Origin of the sequence: Streptomyces aureocirculatus (assembly GCF_000720475.1) — a bacterium.
Taxonomy (GTDB): domain Bacteria; phylum Actinomycetota; class Actinomycetes; order Streptomycetales; family Streptomycetaceae; genus Streptomyces; species Streptomyces aureocirculatus.
In genome coordinates this window covers 1-17,240 of record NZ_JOAP01000050.1, presented here as the reverse complement: position 1 = coordinate 17,240, position 17,240 = coordinate 1, and the positions used below count along the sequence as shown (strand labels likewise).

Below are 17,240 nucleotides of genomic sequence, written 5' to 3'. Positions count from 1 at the left end.
GTTTGGCTCCTGTCACCCTTGAGGTGCTCCCAGGGTTCCAGCCGATGTGCCCGAACGCATGTGACTTGAGCGACTCCAGTCAGGTTCTCAAGTCCTCACGTCGCTGCACAGAGCTGGCTCCCACGGACCTTTGGAGTCGCACCGTAGCGGTAGCTCGGAGCAGGCGGCGTGCCTACCGAAGCCAGCCAGGGTGAGGCCGTGCTCTGCGGTCAAGATGTTTGGGCCGACAAGGCTGTCCTGTACAGGTCATCCACAGACATGCTGTCAAGGCGAACCGCCCGGCTCCTTGAAGGAGCGGCTGGATGAAAGCTCTGGACCACGGGTTACCTGCGGGGCCTGGCGTGCATAGCGATCACGGACACTGTGGCCGGAGCATCGGCAGGAGGGTCGTCGGGTGCCGTGACGGAATCAATCTGGTCCAAGCGCCGTTCGAGGGCGGCAAGGTTGGCGGAGTTGTCGACAGTGGCGATGCCGTTGACGGTGACCTTGAGCGGGTCGGTGAGGAGCTGCGCGATGCGCTCCTGTAGGACTTCGTGGGCGACGGCCCGGGCGGTGCCGAGCCGTTCGTAGCGGCTGGCCAGCTCTTCGGGCGTGGTGTCACTGCCGAGTAGGGCTTGTAGCCAGTGCAGAACCTCACCGGTCACGGTGCGCTCCAGGGAAGTGGTGTGGTGGGGAGCCGGGGCTCCCCACCACGCGAGAGGGGTCAGGCGGACTTCGGCTTCCGGGGCGTCTTGCCGGACTCACCCGCAGGTCCGGGCGGGATGTGCCAGCACTTCGGGTTGGTGATCTGCTCAGCCACGGCCGGATCCTTCACTTCGGTCCCGGCCTGGAGTACGGCCGGGATCCGCTCGCTGGGATCGAGGATGTGAACCGTCGCGGCGAGCACGCCGAGGGACTTCACGGCGGCGCTCACAGGACGGTGGCGGTGATGTGGCAGTCCGGCGAGTACAGCACCGGCATCGCGGCGGCTGCGCCCTTGGTCCAGATCTGCACCGGGTCGTCCTCGACATCGCGGGTGATGATGATGCCCGGTGCGTCTTCCCGCTCGATCGCGGGGTTCGTGCCACGGGAGAGGGCGAGGGACTCGGTGGTGGTGCCGTACTGGGTCTGGCCCCACTTCGCCCGGTCTGGGGGCAGCATGATCCACCGGTCTTCCGGCAGGACCCGCTTGGACACGTCGTCCTGCCACACCTGCGCCTTGTAGAAGGTGATGGGCGGAAGGCCGTAGGTGCCGCGCACCGAGTTGATCTGCTGCGGATTCAGTGTGGCCGTCGGGGTCTGGCCTCCGGCCGGGGCGCCGTAGTACGCCGCCCGGTAGGACTGGTTGCCTGCCAGATGCGACCACGCCTTACGCGAGGTGAGCACCATCTCGGGGGCGGGGGCGCCGATGGAGTCGAGGTAGTCGATCCACCGCAGCTCATCCGCGATCGGGTCCGCAGTCGGATCCGACCACGGCTTCGGCGCGGTTGGCATGTTCGCCGCTGGCACTCCGTAGTCGGCTTCGACCGTGAGGCCGTTCTCCCCGGCCAGGCTGAACTTGCCGTCCAGCAGGACATCACCGGCGGCGAGTTCGAGGCGGGAGCGGATCGCTTCGACGTGCCGCTCCACGTCGTCGTAGAGCAGTTCCACGAGCCGGTCCTCGTCCGCGCCGCGGGCGGCGTCCAGGAGTAGCTGCTCCATCTCACCGACGAGTAGCTTCTGACCCAGCGCGGGCAGGGTGCCCTCGGTCTGCGTTGAGGTGGCCTGCCGCTTGGCGAACGGCACGCTGGTGTCGTAGGCGCGGTAGGAGGCGGCGTTCACGCGCCGCTTGTTCTGCCGCACGCGCCACTTCACGTCCTGCACCCGGGCCTCGGGGAAGACCTTCTGCGTAAGCAGGAAGTCGTCCGGGCTGGGGATGGTGCGCGCGTAGACCGTCAGGTCGGTGACGGAGACGTTGTTCAGGAGGTCGGCGACGCTCACGCGCTCACCGCCCCGAGGAAGCGGATCTGCGCCCCGGCCGGGTTAGGGGTGATCTTGGCCGGGTCGAGGCCGCCGGGGATCTTCGCGGTGTGGGCGGTGCCGTGCCAGAGCAGTGCTGCGGGCACCTTCGTGACGCCGGGGGTGAAGGGTGCGTCGGCGTACAGGAGGCCGGCGAGGACGGCGCGGCCGTCGTCGGCTGCGGGATCGTAGGCCCCGTACAGGCCGGAGGCGGTGATGCGGCCGACGGGGACGCCGGAGCGGATGAAGCCGTGCGGCTGGGCTGCGGTCGGCTCGACGTAGTGGACGTTCTTGGTGAGCTTGGCCAGGTCGAGGGTGATGGTCTCGGTGGAGTCGGTGCCGTGGCGGGAGGCGAGCCAGTCCCGGTCGGCGGTGACCGTCACGGTGGTGGTGTACGGCTGGATGCTCAAGCCGTCTTCTCCAGGTGGTGCGGTGCGGTCACGCCCTCACCAGGTGCGGTGGGTGCGGTCCACGAGGAGAAGAAGGGAAGGGGCGTGGTCCCCAGCAACAGCCAGCCGCTCACCGTGAGCGGCCAGCCGGTCTAGGGGGTGTCGGGCAGCAGGCCTCGGCGTCGGGCCATCTCCAGACCGGCAGCGCCGGGCGGGCGCTCTGTGCCGCCGGGGCGCGGCGGCGGAACCGACGCCGGAGCTCCGCCCGGGGCCGGGGGGATGTCTCGGGTGGGGGAGCCGAACAGCTCGGGGCGGCGCTGGCTCAGCTCCTGAACCGCCTCGTCCAGGGCTGAGGTGTCCGCGTCGTCCGGCAGGCGCAGCAGCGACACGGCGTCGTCCAGGTCGGGGCCGGTCGCGCCGGCGGAGACCAGCACGGCGCGACGCGCTGCCTCCCGCTCCTGGGCGAGAGCCGCAGCCTCGCGCGCGAGAGCCGCCTGTTCGCGCTCGATGACGGCCTGTTCACGCCGCTCGGTCTCGGTCAGTCGGTCCTGCTCGGCCTGCCGGACCCCCGCGAGGTACTCCTCCAGCGCCGCCGTATTGGAGAACCCGAGCTTCTCGATCAGGGAGCGGACCGCTGCACGGCCGCCTTGATCTTTTTCCCGGGCCATCATCGTGTTCAGCTGCTTCTGGCTGACGCTGACTGTGGCCTCGTCGTTCGACGGGTCTTCCGGGGAGGCACCGCAGATCGGGAAGATCGGGCGGCCGTCACGGCGGTAGCCGAGCACGGTTCGCGGAGCGGGCATGCTGCGGGTCATCAAGTGGTGCTACTCCCACGACGGCCCCGCGCCGCGGCCCAGTCTACGGAACCGAGCGATGAACCCTGCGGTAGGTGCCCTCCGACCTGCGTAAACCCGTGGGCTGGCATGATCGAGATCATGAATATGGGCGGGGAAAACGCGGGGGTAGAGCACGACTCCCCGGCGCGGCTGGGGCGTCGTCGGGTGCTGATAGGCGGCGGCATCCTGGCCGCCGCTGCGGTTGGCGCGGCTGTATGGGTGTGGGCGCCGTGGGTCGACCGGAGCCCGTTCACCGGCTACTCAGTCGGGACGGCCGATGGGGAGTACACCATTCCGGGGTCTACGGCCGATACCTGCGTACGCAAGGGGGCCTCCGAAGAGCAAACTGTGATCTACGACGAGGACGGCCACAAGCTCGCCGCAGGGCGCGCGCCGAGGGAAGGCGAACGGCTCGGGCCGGAGTTCGGAGATTTCGCAGGCGACTGCCTGTTCGTCACCCGCATCGACAATATCCCTGGCGGCAAGGGCTCCTACTTCAGCGCATGGGGCGGCGGAAGCAAGAGCGAGGTGGCTGAAGAGTGGCTGAGAGAGTCCCCCGAGGACCAGCGAGAAGGCCTCAAGACGGCGAAGAAACTGGACTCCGAGGAAGCGGAGGAGCTGGACTGACGGGCTTCTCGCCGGACTCTGTCTCGCTGATCATCCGCCTCTCCGTGATCCGCACGACCTCTTCGCGGGCGTCATCAATGGGGTACCCGGCGTCCTGCAACATGCGGATGCCGGTCTCCAGCGCCAGCACCCCGGCAGTCACCCCCTTGACGACCTCTTCGAGGATCGCTGGCCGGTCCGTAGGGGTGTGCGGCCCGAACACCAGACGAGCGGGAAGAACCGCGCCCTGAGGCCAGCCGTCCGCCCGGCCTGCCTGGTGGATCCGCTGCACCATCTTCAGCAGCAGAGCGTACTTGTGCGCGCGGGCCAGGCGCATCGCGTCGACGAGCGAGTCGAGTGGGCCCAGGGAGAGCTGGAGCGCGTACCCGCTGGGTACATCGGAGGGGTCGACGGTGCCCAAGCTGACCGCGGGCAGGCGGGCGTTGACCGCTGCGCGGTCGCGTATCTCCTCGACGCGTGCTCGGAGTTCAGCGAGCTGGTGGGAGGTGTCCAGGACGTCCATGCGGCCGCCGTCGCCGAGCGCGAACACCGTGCCCGGTTCGATCGTGAGCGGCTTGGGCCTGCCAGACACCCGGTCGACCTCGGGACGGGCGCCGGCGAGCCCGATGATCGGTGCGCCGGTCGTCGAAGAGGCCCGGGCAGAATCGGTGTCGGTCTCGGCCAGCTCATCGAGGGCCTGCATGACCTTGGCCAGCGTGGATTGGCCGAAGTGCTCGCCGTCCGCGATGGTGTTGCTGATGTGGACGAGCGGGATGAAGTCCAGCCGCAGATCGAGCCGGTCAAGGACCACGCCGTCCGCGCGGGTGCGGAACCGTGCCTTGTCCAGGGGCAGGTCATCGAGTTCCTGACCGTGACGCAGATCAGAGATCACCCACTCCGCGTCGGTCAGGTAGCAGGTCGTCGCGGACGGCCGGTCAGGCGCCCAGGGATAGGTGCGCTGGAGGCGGCCGAGGGCGTCGTCGTAGCTGTCTCCGGCCTGAGGGACGGGGGCGGTCGGGGCCTCCGACGAGCTGATGCCGCTTGACTCGTCCGCGGGTCGGATCGGTCCGAGTTCGTAGGTGATCCGCCTGAGCCGCTGTTTGAGACCACGCTTGGGGTCCTCCGGGATCTCCCACGCCAGGTGCACCCGGCGCGGGTAGTCTCCCGGGTCCGCGTCGTCCTCGAGGACGGGAAAGTAGAAGCCGGGATCGTAGGTCTTCAGCCTCACCCGCTGCTTGTCGGGGTCCCAGGCCAGGAGGTACAGGCCGTCACCGAGCAGGACGGCCTTCCGCTCGGCCGCCTGCATCCGCAGCGGCAGCAGCTCGGCCTCCGCCCACTCCCTCAGCCGCTGTTGCACGGCGGCAGCGGCGATCGCCTCCGAGGTAGCGTCCTCGTCCTTGGCGTGCTCGGCACCGGGCACGATGATCTGCTGCGACTTGCCCAACAGGTGAGCCAGCGTGGTGTCCACGAACGCGGACGCGTCCCCGAACTCCCGCCGCTCGCCCGCCGCCTCGTTGCCGGCGAGGCTGGCGAGTTCCCCTGCCTGGTTGTTGTCGTAGGCGACGAGGAGCTTGTACGCGGCCAGGCGGCGCACCGCTTCATCAGGAAGCCAGGTCGCTTGCCCGGCGGGGGCGAGAGCCCGGTGCGGGCGCCCATCACTGCCGGACATCACCGGCTTGTAGTTCAGCCACGACCACGCGTCGGTCAGGAAAGTCCGCAGGCCCACGGCGGTAGGTCCCATCGCCAGCCCCACGCCACATTCAGCGTAGGTGACACGGGAACGGCTGCCCTGCGGACCCCGTAACCCCAGACCTAAGAGTGGACCTGAGCTTCCTCAGGTGCGGACGGTCCTTGTGGAGAGTGGGGTGTCGCTGCCTGCCCCCGGCCGCAACGGCCTCGTGCCTTTCCGATCCCCGTCACGATCCCCATGACGATGAACGGCCCCAAGACCTCAGACAGCAAATCTCCGCTGATCCAGTGCCAAAGCCCAATGAAAACGTCCACACCCCTCGCCCTTCGGTAGACCTTGTGGAGTCCAGCCTGGGACAGGACAAGGGAGCGGGGACGAGGTTGGACGATAGCTGCTGGCGTCGGACACTATTGGACAGAGTTGGACAGTGAGGGGGAAGCGATGCCACAGCTGAAGCGTCCGCAAGTCGGCGGTCCGCTGAAGGATCTGAACGACGCACTGCACGAACTGCATGCGCAAGCGGGCCTGCCCTCGATCCGACACGTGCAGCGGGACCTCGGCGGCGCCGAGGTTGCCAGCAGGGGCCGAGTCCACGACGCCTTCACCAGTGCTCGTCTGCCGACTTGGGGACTCGTCCAGCTTCTTGTTGAGGCCCTGTCGAAGGCCGCTCCGAACTCTGACCCGGCGCGAGAGGAACGACGCTTCCACTCACTGTGGCTCGCAGCGTCTGGGGCACCCGTGCTGCCACCTGCCGAGGCCGAGAGCCGCAGGGAAATTGACACGTTTACCTCTGCAGGCGATCCACATACCGTCGTGGCTGTGCGTGTTGAGTGGGAAGAGCCTGGACTGGTGGAAATGTCCACCAGGCGCTGGATAAGGACGGTCGTTGACAGGGCGCTGGGGGACATTGGGTACCCCGTGGCCGGGCCTCATCGGCAAGACGGCAGCGCAGGTTCTCTCATCACGCTTAAGTCCCTTCGGGACAGCCCCAGCCTTGCCGCATCGACGCTCCTAGCAAGTGTCGATGACGTCATGGCTGCTGGACCGGGGCCCTCTGCGAGGTCAGGCGTCCGGTTCTTCGCCCGTCTGGGGACCACGAGGCGCAGGTACCCCAGCGGTCAGGAGATAGTCGGCGACTCAACGATTGCCGATCTGGACAGGCTGTGGAGCCATCCAAAGTTGGCAATTTCAAGTGGAGGGCGTGTTACCGCCTTCATTAGTGGGTGGTCTAAACGTGAGCGAGATTTCCCTGGCGCATGGGAAAAGGTCTACCTGAATGAGAGTGGGTCTGCTCCTGGCCGCTTTGTTCTGATGCGACGCGAAAACGACCCATGGTCTTCCACCATGGGGCATGGTGACCCTCCCTTCTGAATTCGCGCAGTCGCGCTACCGCCGCCGCACCAACCGGTCATCTCGGTAGGGGGCCAGCGCGGCATCCTGCTGCGCCGTACCCGCCAGTTGCGTCAGCCCATGTACTGCGGCGTCCATGCGGTCGGGGCTGTCCATGCCCGCGACCCACGTCACCATCTGCTGTTCGAGGGTGGGCCACTCCCCGACGTGGTGCACCCGGCCCTGTTCGTAGAGCTGGGTGATCGGTTCCGCGCGCAGTCGCTTGCCGCTCTTGGCTGTCACGGGCAGCACCGCAGGCATGAGCATGTTCTCGGTGCGCTCTTCCCGGGCGAGCTCCTGCCACGCCTGGTGGAGGATCTGGCTGCTCATGTCGCCGCCGAAGTTGGACTCGACGACGATGGCGTCGGCACGCAACTCGATGGCGAGCAGGCACGCTTCGCGACCCCAGGCGTCCGCGCCTCGGTTGGCGGAGCGGTCGTCCAGGACGTAGAGGTGTCCGTCCCGGTCACGGGCTGCGGCGACGATGCCGGTCTCATCCCCCACGGCGGACTCACCGCCCGCGGGGTCGACGGCGACGACGATCCGCGTGAGGTCGATGCCACGGAACTGAGCTGCCGAGATCCGGTTGTTGGTGATCCAGGGCCACTGCCATACGCCGGCGGCCTGGGGGCGCGGCTGCTGCATGTACAGCGACCACCACACGCGCTCGCCCACTGAGCGGCGTATTTCAGCGAGGGCGTCGGCGTCGTACCGCTCGGGCCACAGCGGTGTCCCGATGGGACGCTGTAGGGCGTCGTTGGCGGAGAGGGCGACGGCGGGCAGATCGATGACGGTCCACCGGTCGCCCTCATCAGCCAGGACTCGGCCGGCGAGGTCGTCTTCGTCCCAACGGGTCTGGATCAGGATGACGGAGCCGCCCGGTTCGATACGGGTCAGCAGGACGGCCTGCCACCACTCCCACAGCCGTTTCCGCATCGTGGGCGAGGAGGCCTCGGCTGCGTCCTTGATCGGGTCATCGACCACCGCCAGGTGGGCGCCCTTGCCGGTGAGGCCTCCGCCGACGCCGGCCATGACCGCGCCGCCCTCGGTGCCGGTGAGGTCGAAGCGGTTGGCGGCGGACGAGCCGGGCCGCAGGCTGATGCTGAGCTGGGACTGGTAGTTGAGGATCGCGTCCCTGATCCACCTGCCGTGATCGTCGGCCAGGTCGGATGAGTAGCTGGCGATCATCACGCGGTGCTCGGGGCGGCGCCGTAGGTACCAGAGCGGCGCCCACCTGGCAGCCCTGCGGCTCTTGCCGTGCCGCGGGGGCATCGTCAGGAGGAGCCGTGTCGGCTTGCCCGCGGCGACCTGCTCGAAGGCGGCGTCGATCAATCCCAGGTGCGGGGCCTGCATCTCGCGGCCGTCGGTGAGTACGGCAGCCATCGCCCCTGGTGAACGGTCCATCGCCAGCTCACGCTCGATACGCACGAGCCGGGCGCGGAGTTCGGGGGTGGAGGCGGCGGCTATCTCACGGCGGCGCTGAGCGGGAAGCGTCCGGTAGAGGTCGAGAACCGCCGCTTCGTCAGCCCTTCCCACCCTCGCCACCGGCGAGGTTGATCAGGCGCTCCAGCTCGTCCAGGCCCGCGGTCTCCACCTGCACGGCGCCACCGTCCGGGCCGGAAACTTCCGTGCGCACGGGCCGGTCCAGGCCCAGGAGGCGGCTGCTGCGCTCGATGATGCGGACCGCCCGGTCGACGGCCTGGTAGTCGCCGTTGCGGATCGCGGCCCGGTAGACGCCGAAGAACAACCGCTCCAGACGCTCCACCATGAGTTGCCGCAGCTCGTCGGTCCGGTCGTCCAGGGCGGTGGTGCGTTCGGCTAGGGCCTTGGAGACGTCCTTGCAGGCGAGTTCGATGAGCCGCTTGTCGGTGGGTGGCTGCTGCTGCCGCTTGTACTTGTCGATGCCGTACCCCTGCGGGTACGCGACCCCATCTGTGTTGATCGCGGGGTCAGCGGCGAGCTTGCGGCCGATCGTCAGCCAGTCGACTCCGGCGAGTTTGAGGTCGATGGCGTCGGCGCGGCGCTGGGTGATGGCAGCCCGGGTGGCCCGGTTGGGGCGGCCCATGACACAACTCCCTGACCCGCACCCACGTCCATGATCCCTGACTCAAGCGGCGACCGGTGGTTGTCACCTACTGGCCTGGGCTGGCGCGATTTCATGTTGGTCCGGGGAACGCTGCTGATGTCCCTCCCTTACGCCAACGCCATCCGGAAGAGTCTCGGCGCCCCGTGCGGCGGCCGCCTCCCACGGCAGCGCGGGCATAGTGCCCCGCGACGAGATCGAGGCGGGGGGCAACAGCTGCTTGCAGAGCTCGCCCACTCGTGTGGAGGCGGTGTGGTTCGTGCGCGCGGTGCGGCATCGCGCGGCTGTCACGGCGACCAATCGCGGCAAAAACGGCTTCGGGACGCCTCCAGTTGTTCGCGGCCGCCGGGGCAGGGACATGCCGAGGGACCGACCACAGAGGTCGGCCCCTCAGCATGTCCCGGGTGCTGCCACGCACACCGGCACTGGAAGGTTCAGGCCCGTTCGGTAAGGAAGGAGTCCGCAGCCGTCGGGGAGGTCGAACCTGTCATGGAGCGTTGCATCCCCCCGGTGGGGCAGGCAAGCCAACGCCGTTGAGGTGGGTCGCAGATGCATTAACCGCCCTGCATGTCAGTTACGTTGTGTGATCGATGCAGGTCGGTGGTTCGGATCCGCGCGGATGAGCTGCGTAGCTGCCCACCAGGGTTCAGGGGCGGTCCTCAAGCGCATCAATTGCCGCGAGGTTGAGGGGACATGGGGCACTATGCATTCACGCATTCGGGCGTGCCACCGCCTGAGCGTGATCGAAGGAGTCCGCAGTCGCCGGCGGCGGTACCTACGGGTGCCGCTGCCCTGATCCCCGAGGGGGACCTCGCATGAGCCGCAGGCGCCATGCCGCGGGTGTTCGCACACCCGCCCCGCACCGTCTCACCGGTACCGAGACGGCCGTCATCATCGTCATCGTCCTGACCAGCACTGCACTCGCGTGGGGCGGCCTGGACCCGAGCACCGTCCTGCAGCTGCTCGCTGGCGCGATCCTGATCTCAGTGGGATCGGTGGTGACCCTGCGCTTCTGCCGCCGGGTACCGCTGCCCCTGCCATAGGCCTGAGGGAACGTCATGGGACGTCCCGAGAAGCCGATCCGCACGCTCAACCCGAACCTGATGATGCTGGCCACGTACCTGCGCGAGACACGGGCAGAGGCCGGGATCACGTACGCCGACCTCGCGGCCCGTACCCGTCACCTCTATTCCGCGACCACGCTGCAGCGGGCGGCCAGCGGCGAGCGCATACCGCGCCTGGAGGTGGTCGAGGCGTACGTGCTCGCCTGCGGACCGCGCTCGACGGAGCGGGCCCGCCGCCTCTGGCGCCAGGCCCGCTCCTACGAGCACGGCGCGAACTACACAAATGCACCCCGGCCTCGCCTGGTAGAGAGCGCGGCGGACCTGCGCGCTGCGCTGCGCGCGACGTACCACAAGGCCGGCGCCATGCCGCTGCGGGAGATGGAACGCAGGGCAGGGCTCGGCCGACTTCCGCGTACCACCGTGCGACGCATGCTCGGCGGCACCACCATGCTCGACCAGGAGCAGCTGCGCTCCTTCCTCACGGTCTGCGATGTCCCTGAACGGGATCACCAGGATTGGCTCGACGCCTGGACTCGCGTGTGGAAGCGCAGCACTGTCGACGAACTCCACGAACGGAAGCTCATGGACGAGATGACCGTGCGGCTGACAACGCCGGCAGCGAAGGCGATCAGCCGACAGCTCATGGGCCGTCCGCCGTCGGTGAAGCAGTTCAACATCCGGCGGACGCTCTCGCGCATCGATGAGTTGAACGAGGACACCACGCGGGTCGGGTGAAAACGCTCGGCTCGGCAGCGGGTAGACCCGTCCTGCTGGCTGAGTCGTTTCTTTCCTGAGTTCACGCTGTTCTGAAAGCTCGAACACGAGACGATGATCTCCGCCCCATTGAACGTTGAAAGCTTAACTGCCGGAAACTAGCTCGGCCGCCCGTGAGGACCGAATCCATACGGGCGGCCGGTGGTTAGTCGAGCGTCAGCTGCTCCGATGTTGGGTGTCGACGGGCATCAAGGTCCAGTGGTTGGGTGTCGCGCACGTTGTAGTGGGCTCGTAGCCACCATGCGAATTGCCAGTTGCGGCAGGTTCGATACAGTCGCGAATTCCTGTTCGGTGCGTCTTGTGGAATGGAGTGTTCTCCCCACCCGGTGATGGGGGTGGCGTTGTGGAGTCGCACGCCGAGTCCGTCAACGAGTGCGTTTCCCTTCCAGTTCTCGCCCGGCGTGTACTCGAAGGCAAGATGTGCGTTGCGAGTCCAGTTCCACGGGATGGGTAGGGCGCACAGGTACCAGGCGGCGGGCGGATTCGCGGCTGGAAGGTGCACTGTCTGGTACCACAGTTTGCTGCTGACATGTGGTCGGTCGCAGTCGGCGAAGGTCTTGAGGCAGTGTTGCGTCAGGTCGAGTTGGCGTATGCCGGCCAGCCACATGATGCTGTACCTGTCGCGGGCCTCTATGTCGATGCGAACCCGGTCCGAGTTCGCCCCCAGTGTCATTTTGTTACCCCTCCATATTAGAGTTCCTTTCCTTGGTCAATTCTATCAGAATTGACGATACTCCTTCATGTTTGCCGTGGCGGAATTCGTTGGGGTAAGGCATGTTGAATTCCTCCGAAAATGCCTTCTCGTAATCCTCGACGGGGAGGGGGCGTGGCTTGCGACAGACCGCCTTAACGGTGGCGCGACTGATGTCGCTCATCTCTACATCTTCGAAGTAGCGAGAGAGGAGCCCGCGCAGTGACTCAGGGGTGTGGTAGCGGATGCGCTGCCACTTTCCCTTGACGAAGCGCATATCCACATTGTGAGCGTCCAGGAACGAGAGCCGGGTCGAATCGCGGCTGATCGAGTGCTCGGACTTCTCGTATGCCATCTCGCGCTCAAGGTTGCGGGTGCCGACGCAGACCTGGCCGTCCGGGGCGCACAGGGCGTTCACCGTGGTCAGGACCCAGTGCTGGTAGTCCAGGCTCGTCGTCGCGTTGATCACCGAGTCGAGCACCACGACCTCGTACAGGCCGTTCTCCCGGAGCTCTCGTTCGATGCCACGGAGCTGGCCGACGATGGTGCGGATGTCGAGGGAGTACTTGCCCTTGAGGGTGCGGTAGGGCTCGTAGTCCTGCACCCGGTACCCCTTGGCCCGCAGGTGCCGGGCGTAGTCGCCGTGACCGGCCCCGAAGTCGACGACGCGGTGCGAGGTGGTCAGCCACGGCAGCACGAGCCGTTCCCATACCTCGGACTTGTAGCGGACCTGGTCGGCCTTGGCCTTGGAGGAGTGCTCACGGAGCCGGTTGGGCTGGACGATGTGCTGATTCCACACCGGCGCCTGCTCTTCGAGGCCGGACCAGTCGTAGACGCCGTACTCCCCGGTCAGGTCCTCAACGAGCTGGCCGGCGTCGAAGGATGCGACCGTCCACGCCAGGACGTCGAACCGCTGAGACTTCGCGACGGCGGCGTACTCGGCGTTCAGCACGATACGGCCCTGATCGTCGATGACGACCGAACCCCACGGGCCGTGGGCGGCAGTCATGAAGCCGATCGCCTGCTGGCACGGAAGGTTCTTCGACTCCTCAACTTCGATGGTCTGCCACGGAATCCAGCACCACTGACCGATCGGCCCTGGCTCGGCGTACACAACCGACGACTCGGTCTCTACGCGGTTGTGGAGGAGGTTGAACTTGATCTCGTCCTGAAGCCTGACCTTCTGCGGGAGGATCATCGCCGGAGTTGTCTCCAGCCCGACCGCCTTCAACCCCTTGGTTCTCTGGTGGCCCGCGACCAGGGTGCCGTCGGCGTTGAGGATCACCGGCTTGACGATGCCGTGGCGCCGCAGAGAGGCCTGAAGTCGCACGAAGGCGTCCTCGGACAGGTGACGCGGGTTGTAGTCCGCGGGCCGCAGCTTCACCAGGGGATAGGCAGGGTCGAAGCGGACATCGAGGGACTTCACGTGTTTGCCCCCTCCTGCGCGCGGTGCTCCTCGTTGAGGACGTGCCACCCGAAGCCCATGTCGGAGTCGTTGTCGCCCACGAACGTCTTGTACAAGGCGTCGAGCAGCTCGACCTCGGCTTGGGTGATGCGCACGCGTGTGGAAGACCACTGGAGGTAGCCCCACTGCAAGTAGTCGACGGTGGCCGCTGCTCCGGTGCCGGCGCCGTCCGTGGGGAGCTCGATCGGCTCTGGGAGCGCGGTCTCGTCGAGGAGTTGGTCGAGCTGGTCTTGGTCGTAGCCCGTGCCTTTCAGGTCCGGCAGGTCCTGAAGGATGTCCGCGAGGAGGAGGGTGTCGTACCCGGCCAGGTCGCTGGTGCGATTGTCGACGACGACGATCTTCGCGGCCGCCTCGTCGTCTACATCGAGCCAGGTGACGGCGATCTCGCCCCACCCGAGTTGCTTGGCCGCCTTGTAGGTGTGGTTACCGGCAAGGATTTCGTTTGGGCGGCCCGTCGAGGTGCCGCGGTTGACGACGATCGCCCGGTACTGGCCGTGCGTGGACAGAGACTCGCTGATGGAGTCGACGTCACCGGTTCGCGGGTTGCGGTGGTAGGGGGATAGCTCATCAACGGGTACGGCAAGATCAGCGAGCGAGGCCGGTATGCGAGAAGCGGCGGGCATGAGGCTCCAGCCCCGCGCCCGTCACCGAGACTAGGTGATCAAGCGACGGCGGCCGATGCGTTCTGTCGAGCGCCGTACGCCGTTGGACGTGACGAGCAGCCAGGTCACTGCGTGTGCCCAGCTAGCGTGGGTGGTACGAGCTGGCCTCCAGGCCCTGCACGGCCAGCACCTCGGAGTCCAGTAGGTCGCGCTCAGTACGCCCGCCGTCCTCGCGGTACTCATTTCCGTAGGCAAGGCTGGTGCGAGCGACATCAGCGAGAGCCCACGGCGTGTGTTTCCGGGCCGGGCTGTTTCACCATGTGTCGCTGTGCCAGTGAGCTGATGCTGTGGCGATGACGGGCAGCACGGCACAGAGGCGCTGCTGCCTGACTCGCTGTACGTACTCGGTGCGCCTTCCGCGCGCCGCCGCCCGGGCTCGTAACTGATCTGCTTTCCGCCGCACGCTTCCAGGCGGCCGTCACAGCATAGGGGGAGCGGAATCGGCCATGTTTGCGGACAGGAGTGTTTCTTGCGTGAATCGCGAGGATTGTCCATCCAGTTGCTTATCATACGGCTCCACGTGCGTGGCGGTGAACTGGCTATTCACGGGCCCAGCCAGAGTCCTGGGTCAGGCCTGCCCCGGGCTCTTCGATGAGTTCTCTGTACCTATCAGGTCAGTGTTTGCACGCTCAATTGATCCTGTACGTGCGTGCTGATCGCCTGCTGCTGCCAGGTTGCCGGCGGGTGCCGGCGAGCCGGTCGATGTCGCGTGCGCACCCCGCGCCGCGCTACAACTTCTCGCAGGGAGAAAACATTGCGACTCAGACGGCTTTGTACGACCGTCGTTGCACTCACCGTCTTAGCAGGCAGTGGCGTTGCCGTGGCCACAGCGGACGACGCGGCGGACCTGCCAGCAAGCGCACCTCGCACCGGTGGGCAGGAGCAGACCCGCACTGGTGTGCTTGCCGAGGACATACCGGGGGCGGACGAAGCGGAGACTGCTCCTGAGGAAGAGGAGGAGCAGCCGCCGGCGGGCGAGGTATGCAACGAGGCTACCGAGGAGGACCAGGGGGCATGCCTGGAGCCGATGCCGGTAAACCTCGAGACCCTGCCGCAACGCCTCTCCCGTTCTCCCCAGGCCGGAGTTGACCCGCCGACCTGGTGCCCGACTCAGTCCCAGTTGGTGAAGAGGACACGCACCAAGGCTTGCATGGTGCGAGGCTGGCGCTACTGGACGAAACAAAGGATCAACGGACGCTGGGTGAAGACCGGCGAAACCGAAATGATCTTCCTCAGCTACAGCTACGGCAACAGCGGGATAGGCCGCGTCGCGCACCAACTGGAGATCTACGCCACCAAGGGCTGGGGCGACACCCTGAAGGCGACCATCGATGGCGTGGGAGCCGCCCGAAACTCGTGCGTCACCGAAAGCGCGAAATTCCCGGGCCAGAAGCTGACGCTGCACAAGTGGATGACGGGCGAGGCGTTCTTCGACACGACCGCGACTGCCGCAGGGGCGAAGGGCAAGTGCGGAACGGGCTGGGATATGAAGGTCCAGAACGCGCCCTACAAGCCCGTGGACTTCCCGAGCAGGCTGAACCAGTTCCGCTGCGACAATGACACCGGTGGGCGGCCGGGCGTCGGGTGTGTGGTCCCCACCTACGCCTCCGACTTGCAGTTCAGCAAGGCCAGGATTCCCGACGTGGCCAGGCACATCACTTTGGCCCAGGCCTCCGGCCTGCCCAAACGGCTGACCCGCACGACGAACAAGTCGATCAGGCAGACGAACAACCGGCTGGCATGCGGCGATCGGACCCCGACCGGGGGCAAGAACTGCGACGAATACCCGCTCGCTACCTCAAGGAACGGGTTGAGCGCGGGCGGCACACGTCGCACCTTCGACGGCTGCTCCTACAACGACATCCCCTCGGGAACTGGCTTGAAGGGCGCCAGCGCCTGCGCGGTACCCGAGAGGCAGAACAGCTCACAGGGCGGTACCACCGGTGCGTTCTACAAGAGCCATCGGGTCCTGGACGGAGACCCCTTCGACGTGAAGGTCATCCCCTGAAGCGGCCGGAGCGGGACGGCTGAAAGCCCTCCTTTAGCCAGCGCGCCGCACTAGTGTCCGGGGCCGGACTCAAACAGTCCGGCCCCGGACACCCGCCAGCCGGTGGACAGACTGCACAAGGCAGGAGCGACGACAATGCGCACCGTGGAAGCCATAGACGGCCTGTTCGGGATTCTGGATGAAGGTGATCTCCCCGCCGACACCGCGGACTGGTCCAACGGTCTGGTGGCTGTGATGAGCGCCGGAGCACTCATCGCCACCGGAGTCGCCTTCGGCCCTGTCCGCGTGCAGACAGCCACCAGCCTGGAGGCCCCGCCCGCAGCCAACGAGGGGGACGGGTGGGACGAGATCATCGAAGTCACTGTCCAAGCACCCACCGGCCGTCTGCGCGCGCACTCCCTCGAGGACAGCAGCTTCCCTGAGCTGCCGGTGCTCAGCACACACGGCCGCGGGCCGTACCGCCTGCGCGTCCACGCCCGCGGCCGCGCAAACCAGGCCGCCGAAGATCCTGTCGAGGACTACCTGCTGCAAATCTGGCCCGCTGGCGCCGACGAGGACGTGGTCATCCTGCGCAGCAGTGAGCGCATCGAGAGGGCGCTGAGCGAACCCTGGACGACGGAAGGCGCCCCTGAGCCTGAGCCTTGCAACACGAGGAAGGACGATGAAGAGCTGCGCGCCCGACTCCTTCGCGGTGGCGGATCCCATCCCTTGCCGGATACAGAGCGCGGGAGCGCATGACTTGCCGAAAGCGGAAAGGCGCCATCGCGGCCCCAGGGCGGTGGCCGCCGCCGTCGGCACGGCGACCGCGAAGTACTGGCCGCATTCGTCTTCGTGACGACTTCTGGCTGCACGTAGCAGCAGTTGCCGACTGCCTCGTTCGGACCGTCCGGCGCGAAGGATCACCGCCGCTTCACCGAGTGGACGAAGGCCCGGGTGTGGGCCAACTCCACCGCTTGGTCCTAGACGAACTGGGATCCCGCGGCGAGCTGGACTGATCCCAGTACGCAATCGACTCGGTCAACATACGGGCCCTGAAAAGGGGGAACTGACAGGTCCGGATCCTGTAGACCGAGGCAAGTACGGGTTAAAAATCCACTTGTTCACGGAGCGGAGCGGCCTGCCCCTGTCCATCGGTATCTCGGGCGCCAACACGCACGACAACCAGGCGCTGATCCCGCTGGTGAAGGGCATACCCCCGACCCGCTCGCGGCGAGGACCCAGGCGACGCAGGCCCCACAAACTTCACGCCGACCATGGCTACGACTACAGCCACCTGCGGCGATGGTTAGCCTGCCGAGGCATCCGGCACCGCATCGCCCGCAAGGGCATTGGGACCTCGCAACGGCTCAGCCGCCACCGCGGGACCATCGAACGCACCATGGCCTGGCTCGCCGGATGCCGACGCCTGCACCGCCGCTACGAACGCAAGGCCAGTCACTTCCTCGCATTCACCAGCATCGCCTGCACCTTGATCTGCTACCGCAGGCTCACCAAATGAGATGACTTCTTAGAGATTATCTCATTTGGCTCGGTAGGCTTTGGGGCGTGACAGGGATCGTTGAGCGGTTGGTGCCGGATGAGCTGTGGGAACTGTTTCAGCGGGTGG

The 17,240-nt window shown here is 66.9% G+C and carries 16 protein-coding genes and 1 pseudogene; 6 read left to right on the top strand and 11 right to left on the bottom strand.

All coding sequences use genetic code 11. From position 1 onward, the window contains the following. Nucleotides 1-323 precede the first annotated feature (323 nt). From IG78_RS0133820 to IG78_RS0133795, 5 genes are all read right to left on the bottom strand, one after another. Nucleotides 324-644 (bottom strand): hypothetical protein, encoded by a 321-nt coding sequence (locus IG78_RS0133820; protein WP_051853172.1) that lies wholly within the window; start codon nt 642-644, stop codon nt 324-326. A 59-nt stretch (nt 645-703) separates the two neighbouring features. Beyond that, a complete protein-coding gene (locus IG78_RS0133815) occupies nt 704-913 on the bottom strand; it encodes a hypothetical protein (RefSeq protein WP_030570881.1) in 210 nt (69 codons plus the stop codon). After that, nucleotides 910-1,959 carry a major capsid protein gene (locus IG78_RS0133810; RefSeq protein WP_030570879.1) on the bottom strand — a complete coding sequence of 350 codons (1,050 nt, stop codon included), beginning with the start codon at nt 1,957-1,959 and terminating at the stop codon, nt 910-912. The genes IG78_RS0133815 and IG78_RS0133810 overlap by 4 nt, the downstream gene beginning before the upstream one ends. Continuing rightward, a complete protein-coding gene (locus tag IG78_RS0133805) occupies nt 1,956-2,387 on the bottom strand; it encodes a K structural protein (protein WP_030570877.1) in 432 nt (143 codons plus the stop codon). The genes IG78_RS0133810 and IG78_RS0133805 overlap by 4 nt, the downstream gene beginning before the upstream one ends. 131 nt (nt 2,388-2,518) lie before the next feature. Further along, on the bottom strand, nt 2,519-3,169 hold the full coding sequence (locus IG78_RS0133795) for a hypothetical protein (RefSeq protein ID WP_031129323.1): 651 nt from the start codon (nt 3,167-3,169) through the stop codon (nt 2,519-2,521). 120 nt (nt 3,170-3,289) lie between these two features. Here IG78_RS0133795 and IG78_RS0133790 point away from each other — a divergent pair, with 120 nt between their 5' ends. Beyond that, nucleotides 3,290-3,829, top strand: a complete 540-nt coding sequence (locus IG78_RS0133790; protein ID WP_030570873.1) for a hypothetical protein — start codon at nt 3,290-3,292, stop codon at nt 3,827-3,829. Here IG78_RS0133790 and IG78_RS0133785 read toward each other — a convergent pair. The 3 genes from IG78_RS0133785 to IG78_RS0133775 all read right to left on the bottom strand — a co-directional run bounded on the left by IG78_RS0133785 (nt 3,780) and on the right by IG78_RS0133775 (nt 8,952). Further along, on the bottom strand, nt 3,780-5,549 hold the full coding sequence (locus IG78_RS0133785; protein WP_157855970.1) for a hypothetical protein: 1,770 nt from the start codon (nt 5,547-5,549) through the stop codon (nt 3,780-3,782). The two genes, IG78_RS0133790 and IG78_RS0133785, sit on opposite strands and share 50 nt — an antisense overlap. Nucleotides 5,550-6,884: 1,335 nt before the next feature. Next, nucleotides 6,885-8,423 (bottom strand): terminase large subunit domain-containing protein, encoded by a 1,539-nt coding sequence (locus tag IG78_RS0133780; protein WP_030570870.1) that lies wholly within the window; start codon nt 8,421-8,423, stop codon nt 6,885-6,887. Continuing rightward, entirely contained in the window at nt 8,410-8,952 is a 543-nt protein-coding gene (locus IG78_RS0133775; RefSeq protein WP_030570867.1) for a hypothetical protein, read from the bottom strand. Before IG78_RS0133775 ends, IG78_RS0133780 begins: the two co-directional genes overlap by 14 nt. Nucleotides 8,953-9,785: 833 nt before the next feature. Here IG78_RS0133775 and IG78_RS0133770 point away from each other — a divergent pair. Together IG78_RS0133770 and IG78_RS0133765 are read left to right on the top strand one after the other, a co-directional pair. After that, nucleotides 9,786-10,013 carry a hypothetical protein gene (locus tag IG78_RS0133770; RefSeq protein ID WP_030570864.1) on the top strand — a complete coding sequence of 76 codons (228 nt, stop codon included), beginning with the start codon at nt 9,786-9,788 and terminating at the stop codon, nt 10,011-10,013. A 15-nt stretch (nt 10,014-10,028) separates the two neighbouring features. Beyond that, entirely contained in the window at nt 10,029-10,769 is a 741-nt protein-coding gene (locus tag IG78_RS0133765) for a helix-turn-helix domain-containing protein (RefSeq protein ID WP_030570862.1), read from the top strand. A gap of 184 nt (nt 10,770-10,953) precedes the next feature. Here the strand turns inward: IG78_RS0133765 and IG78_RS49680 are convergent, their stop codons facing one another. The 3 genes from IG78_RS49680 to IG78_RS44495 are packed head-to-tail and all read right to left on the bottom strand — an operon-like array spanning nt 10,954 to nt 13,587. Then, complete coding sequence (locus tag IG78_RS49680) at nt 10,954-11,481, bottom strand: hypothetical protein (protein ID WP_157855969.1); 528 nt, start codon at nt 11,479-11,481, stop codon at nt 10,954-10,956. Between the two features lie 4 nt (nt 11,482-11,485). Beyond that, entirely contained in the window at nt 11,486-12,925 is a 1,440-nt protein-coding gene (locus tag IG78_RS49675; protein ID WP_030570859.1) for a methyltransferase domain-containing protein, read from the bottom strand. Beyond that, nucleotides 12,922-13,587 (bottom strand): ParB/RepB/Spo0J family partition protein, encoded by a 666-nt coding sequence (locus IG78_RS44495; RefSeq protein WP_051853170.1) that lies wholly within the window; start codon nt 13,585-13,587, stop codon nt 12,922-12,924. The genes IG78_RS49675 and IG78_RS44495 overlap by 4 nt, the downstream gene beginning before the upstream one ends. Before the next feature lie 859 nt (nt 13,588-14,446). Here IG78_RS44495 and IG78_RS0133745 point away from each other — a divergent pair. The 3 genes and pseudogenes from IG78_RS0133745 to IG78_RS43090 all read left to right on the top strand — a co-directional run. Continuing rightward, entirely contained in the window at nt 14,447-15,634 is a 1,188-nt protein-coding gene (locus IG78_RS0133745; RefSeq protein WP_157855967.1) for a NucA/NucB deoxyribonuclease domain-containing protein, read from the top strand. Nucleotides 15,635-15,769: 135 nt separating this feature from the next. Continuing rightward, complete coding sequence (locus tag IG78_RS0133740; protein ID WP_030570847.1) at nt 15,770-16,372, top strand: hypothetical protein; 603 nt, start codon at nt 15,770-15,772, stop codon at nt 16,370-16,372. Nucleotides 16,373-16,390: 18 nt separating this feature from the next. Next, nucleotides 16,391-17,132 (top strand): annotated as a pseudogene (locus IG78_RS43090) (IS5 family transposase); the annotation flags it as partial. Between the last annotated feature and the right edge of the window lie 108 nt (nt 17,133-17,240).

Bases quoted from the DNA above. Each gene is read 5' to 3' on its own strand.
- IG78_RS0133795 (WP_031129323.1), bottom strand. From the start codon at position 3,169: ATGCCCGCTCCGCGAACCGTGCTCGGCTACCGCCGTGACGGCCGCCCG.
- IG78_RS0133790 (WP_030570873.1), top strand. From the start codon at position 3,290: ATGATCGAGATCATGAATATGGGCGGGGAAAACGCGGGGGTAGAGCAC.
- IG78_RS0133785 (WP_157855970.1), bottom strand. From the start codon at position 5,549: ATGGGACCTACCGCCGTGGGCCTGCGGACTTTCCTGACCGACGCGTGG.
- IG78_RS0133775 (WP_030570867.1), bottom strand. From the start codon at position 8,952: ATGGGCCGCCCCAACCGGGCCACCCGGGCTGCCATCACCCAGCGCCGC.
- IG78_RS0133770 (WP_030570864.1), top strand. From the start codon at position 9,786: ATGAGCCGCAGGCGCCATGCCGCGGGTGTTCGCACACCCGCCCCGCAC.
- IG78_RS0133765 (WP_030570862.1), top strand. From the start codon at position 10,029: ATGGGACGTCCCGAGAAGCCGATCCGCACGCTCAACCCGAACCTGATG.
- IG78_RS49680 (WP_157855969.1), bottom strand. From the start codon at position 11,481: ATGACACTGGGGGCGAACTCGGACCGGGTTCGCATCGACATAGAGGCC.
- IG78_RS44495 (WP_051853170.1), bottom strand. From the start codon at position 13,587: ATGCCCGCCGCTTCTCGCATACCGGCCTCGCTCGCTGATCTTGCCGTA.
- IG78_RS0133740 (WP_030570847.1), top strand. From the start codon at position 15,770: ATGCGCACCGTGGAAGCCATAGACGGCCTGTTCGGGATTCTGGATGAA.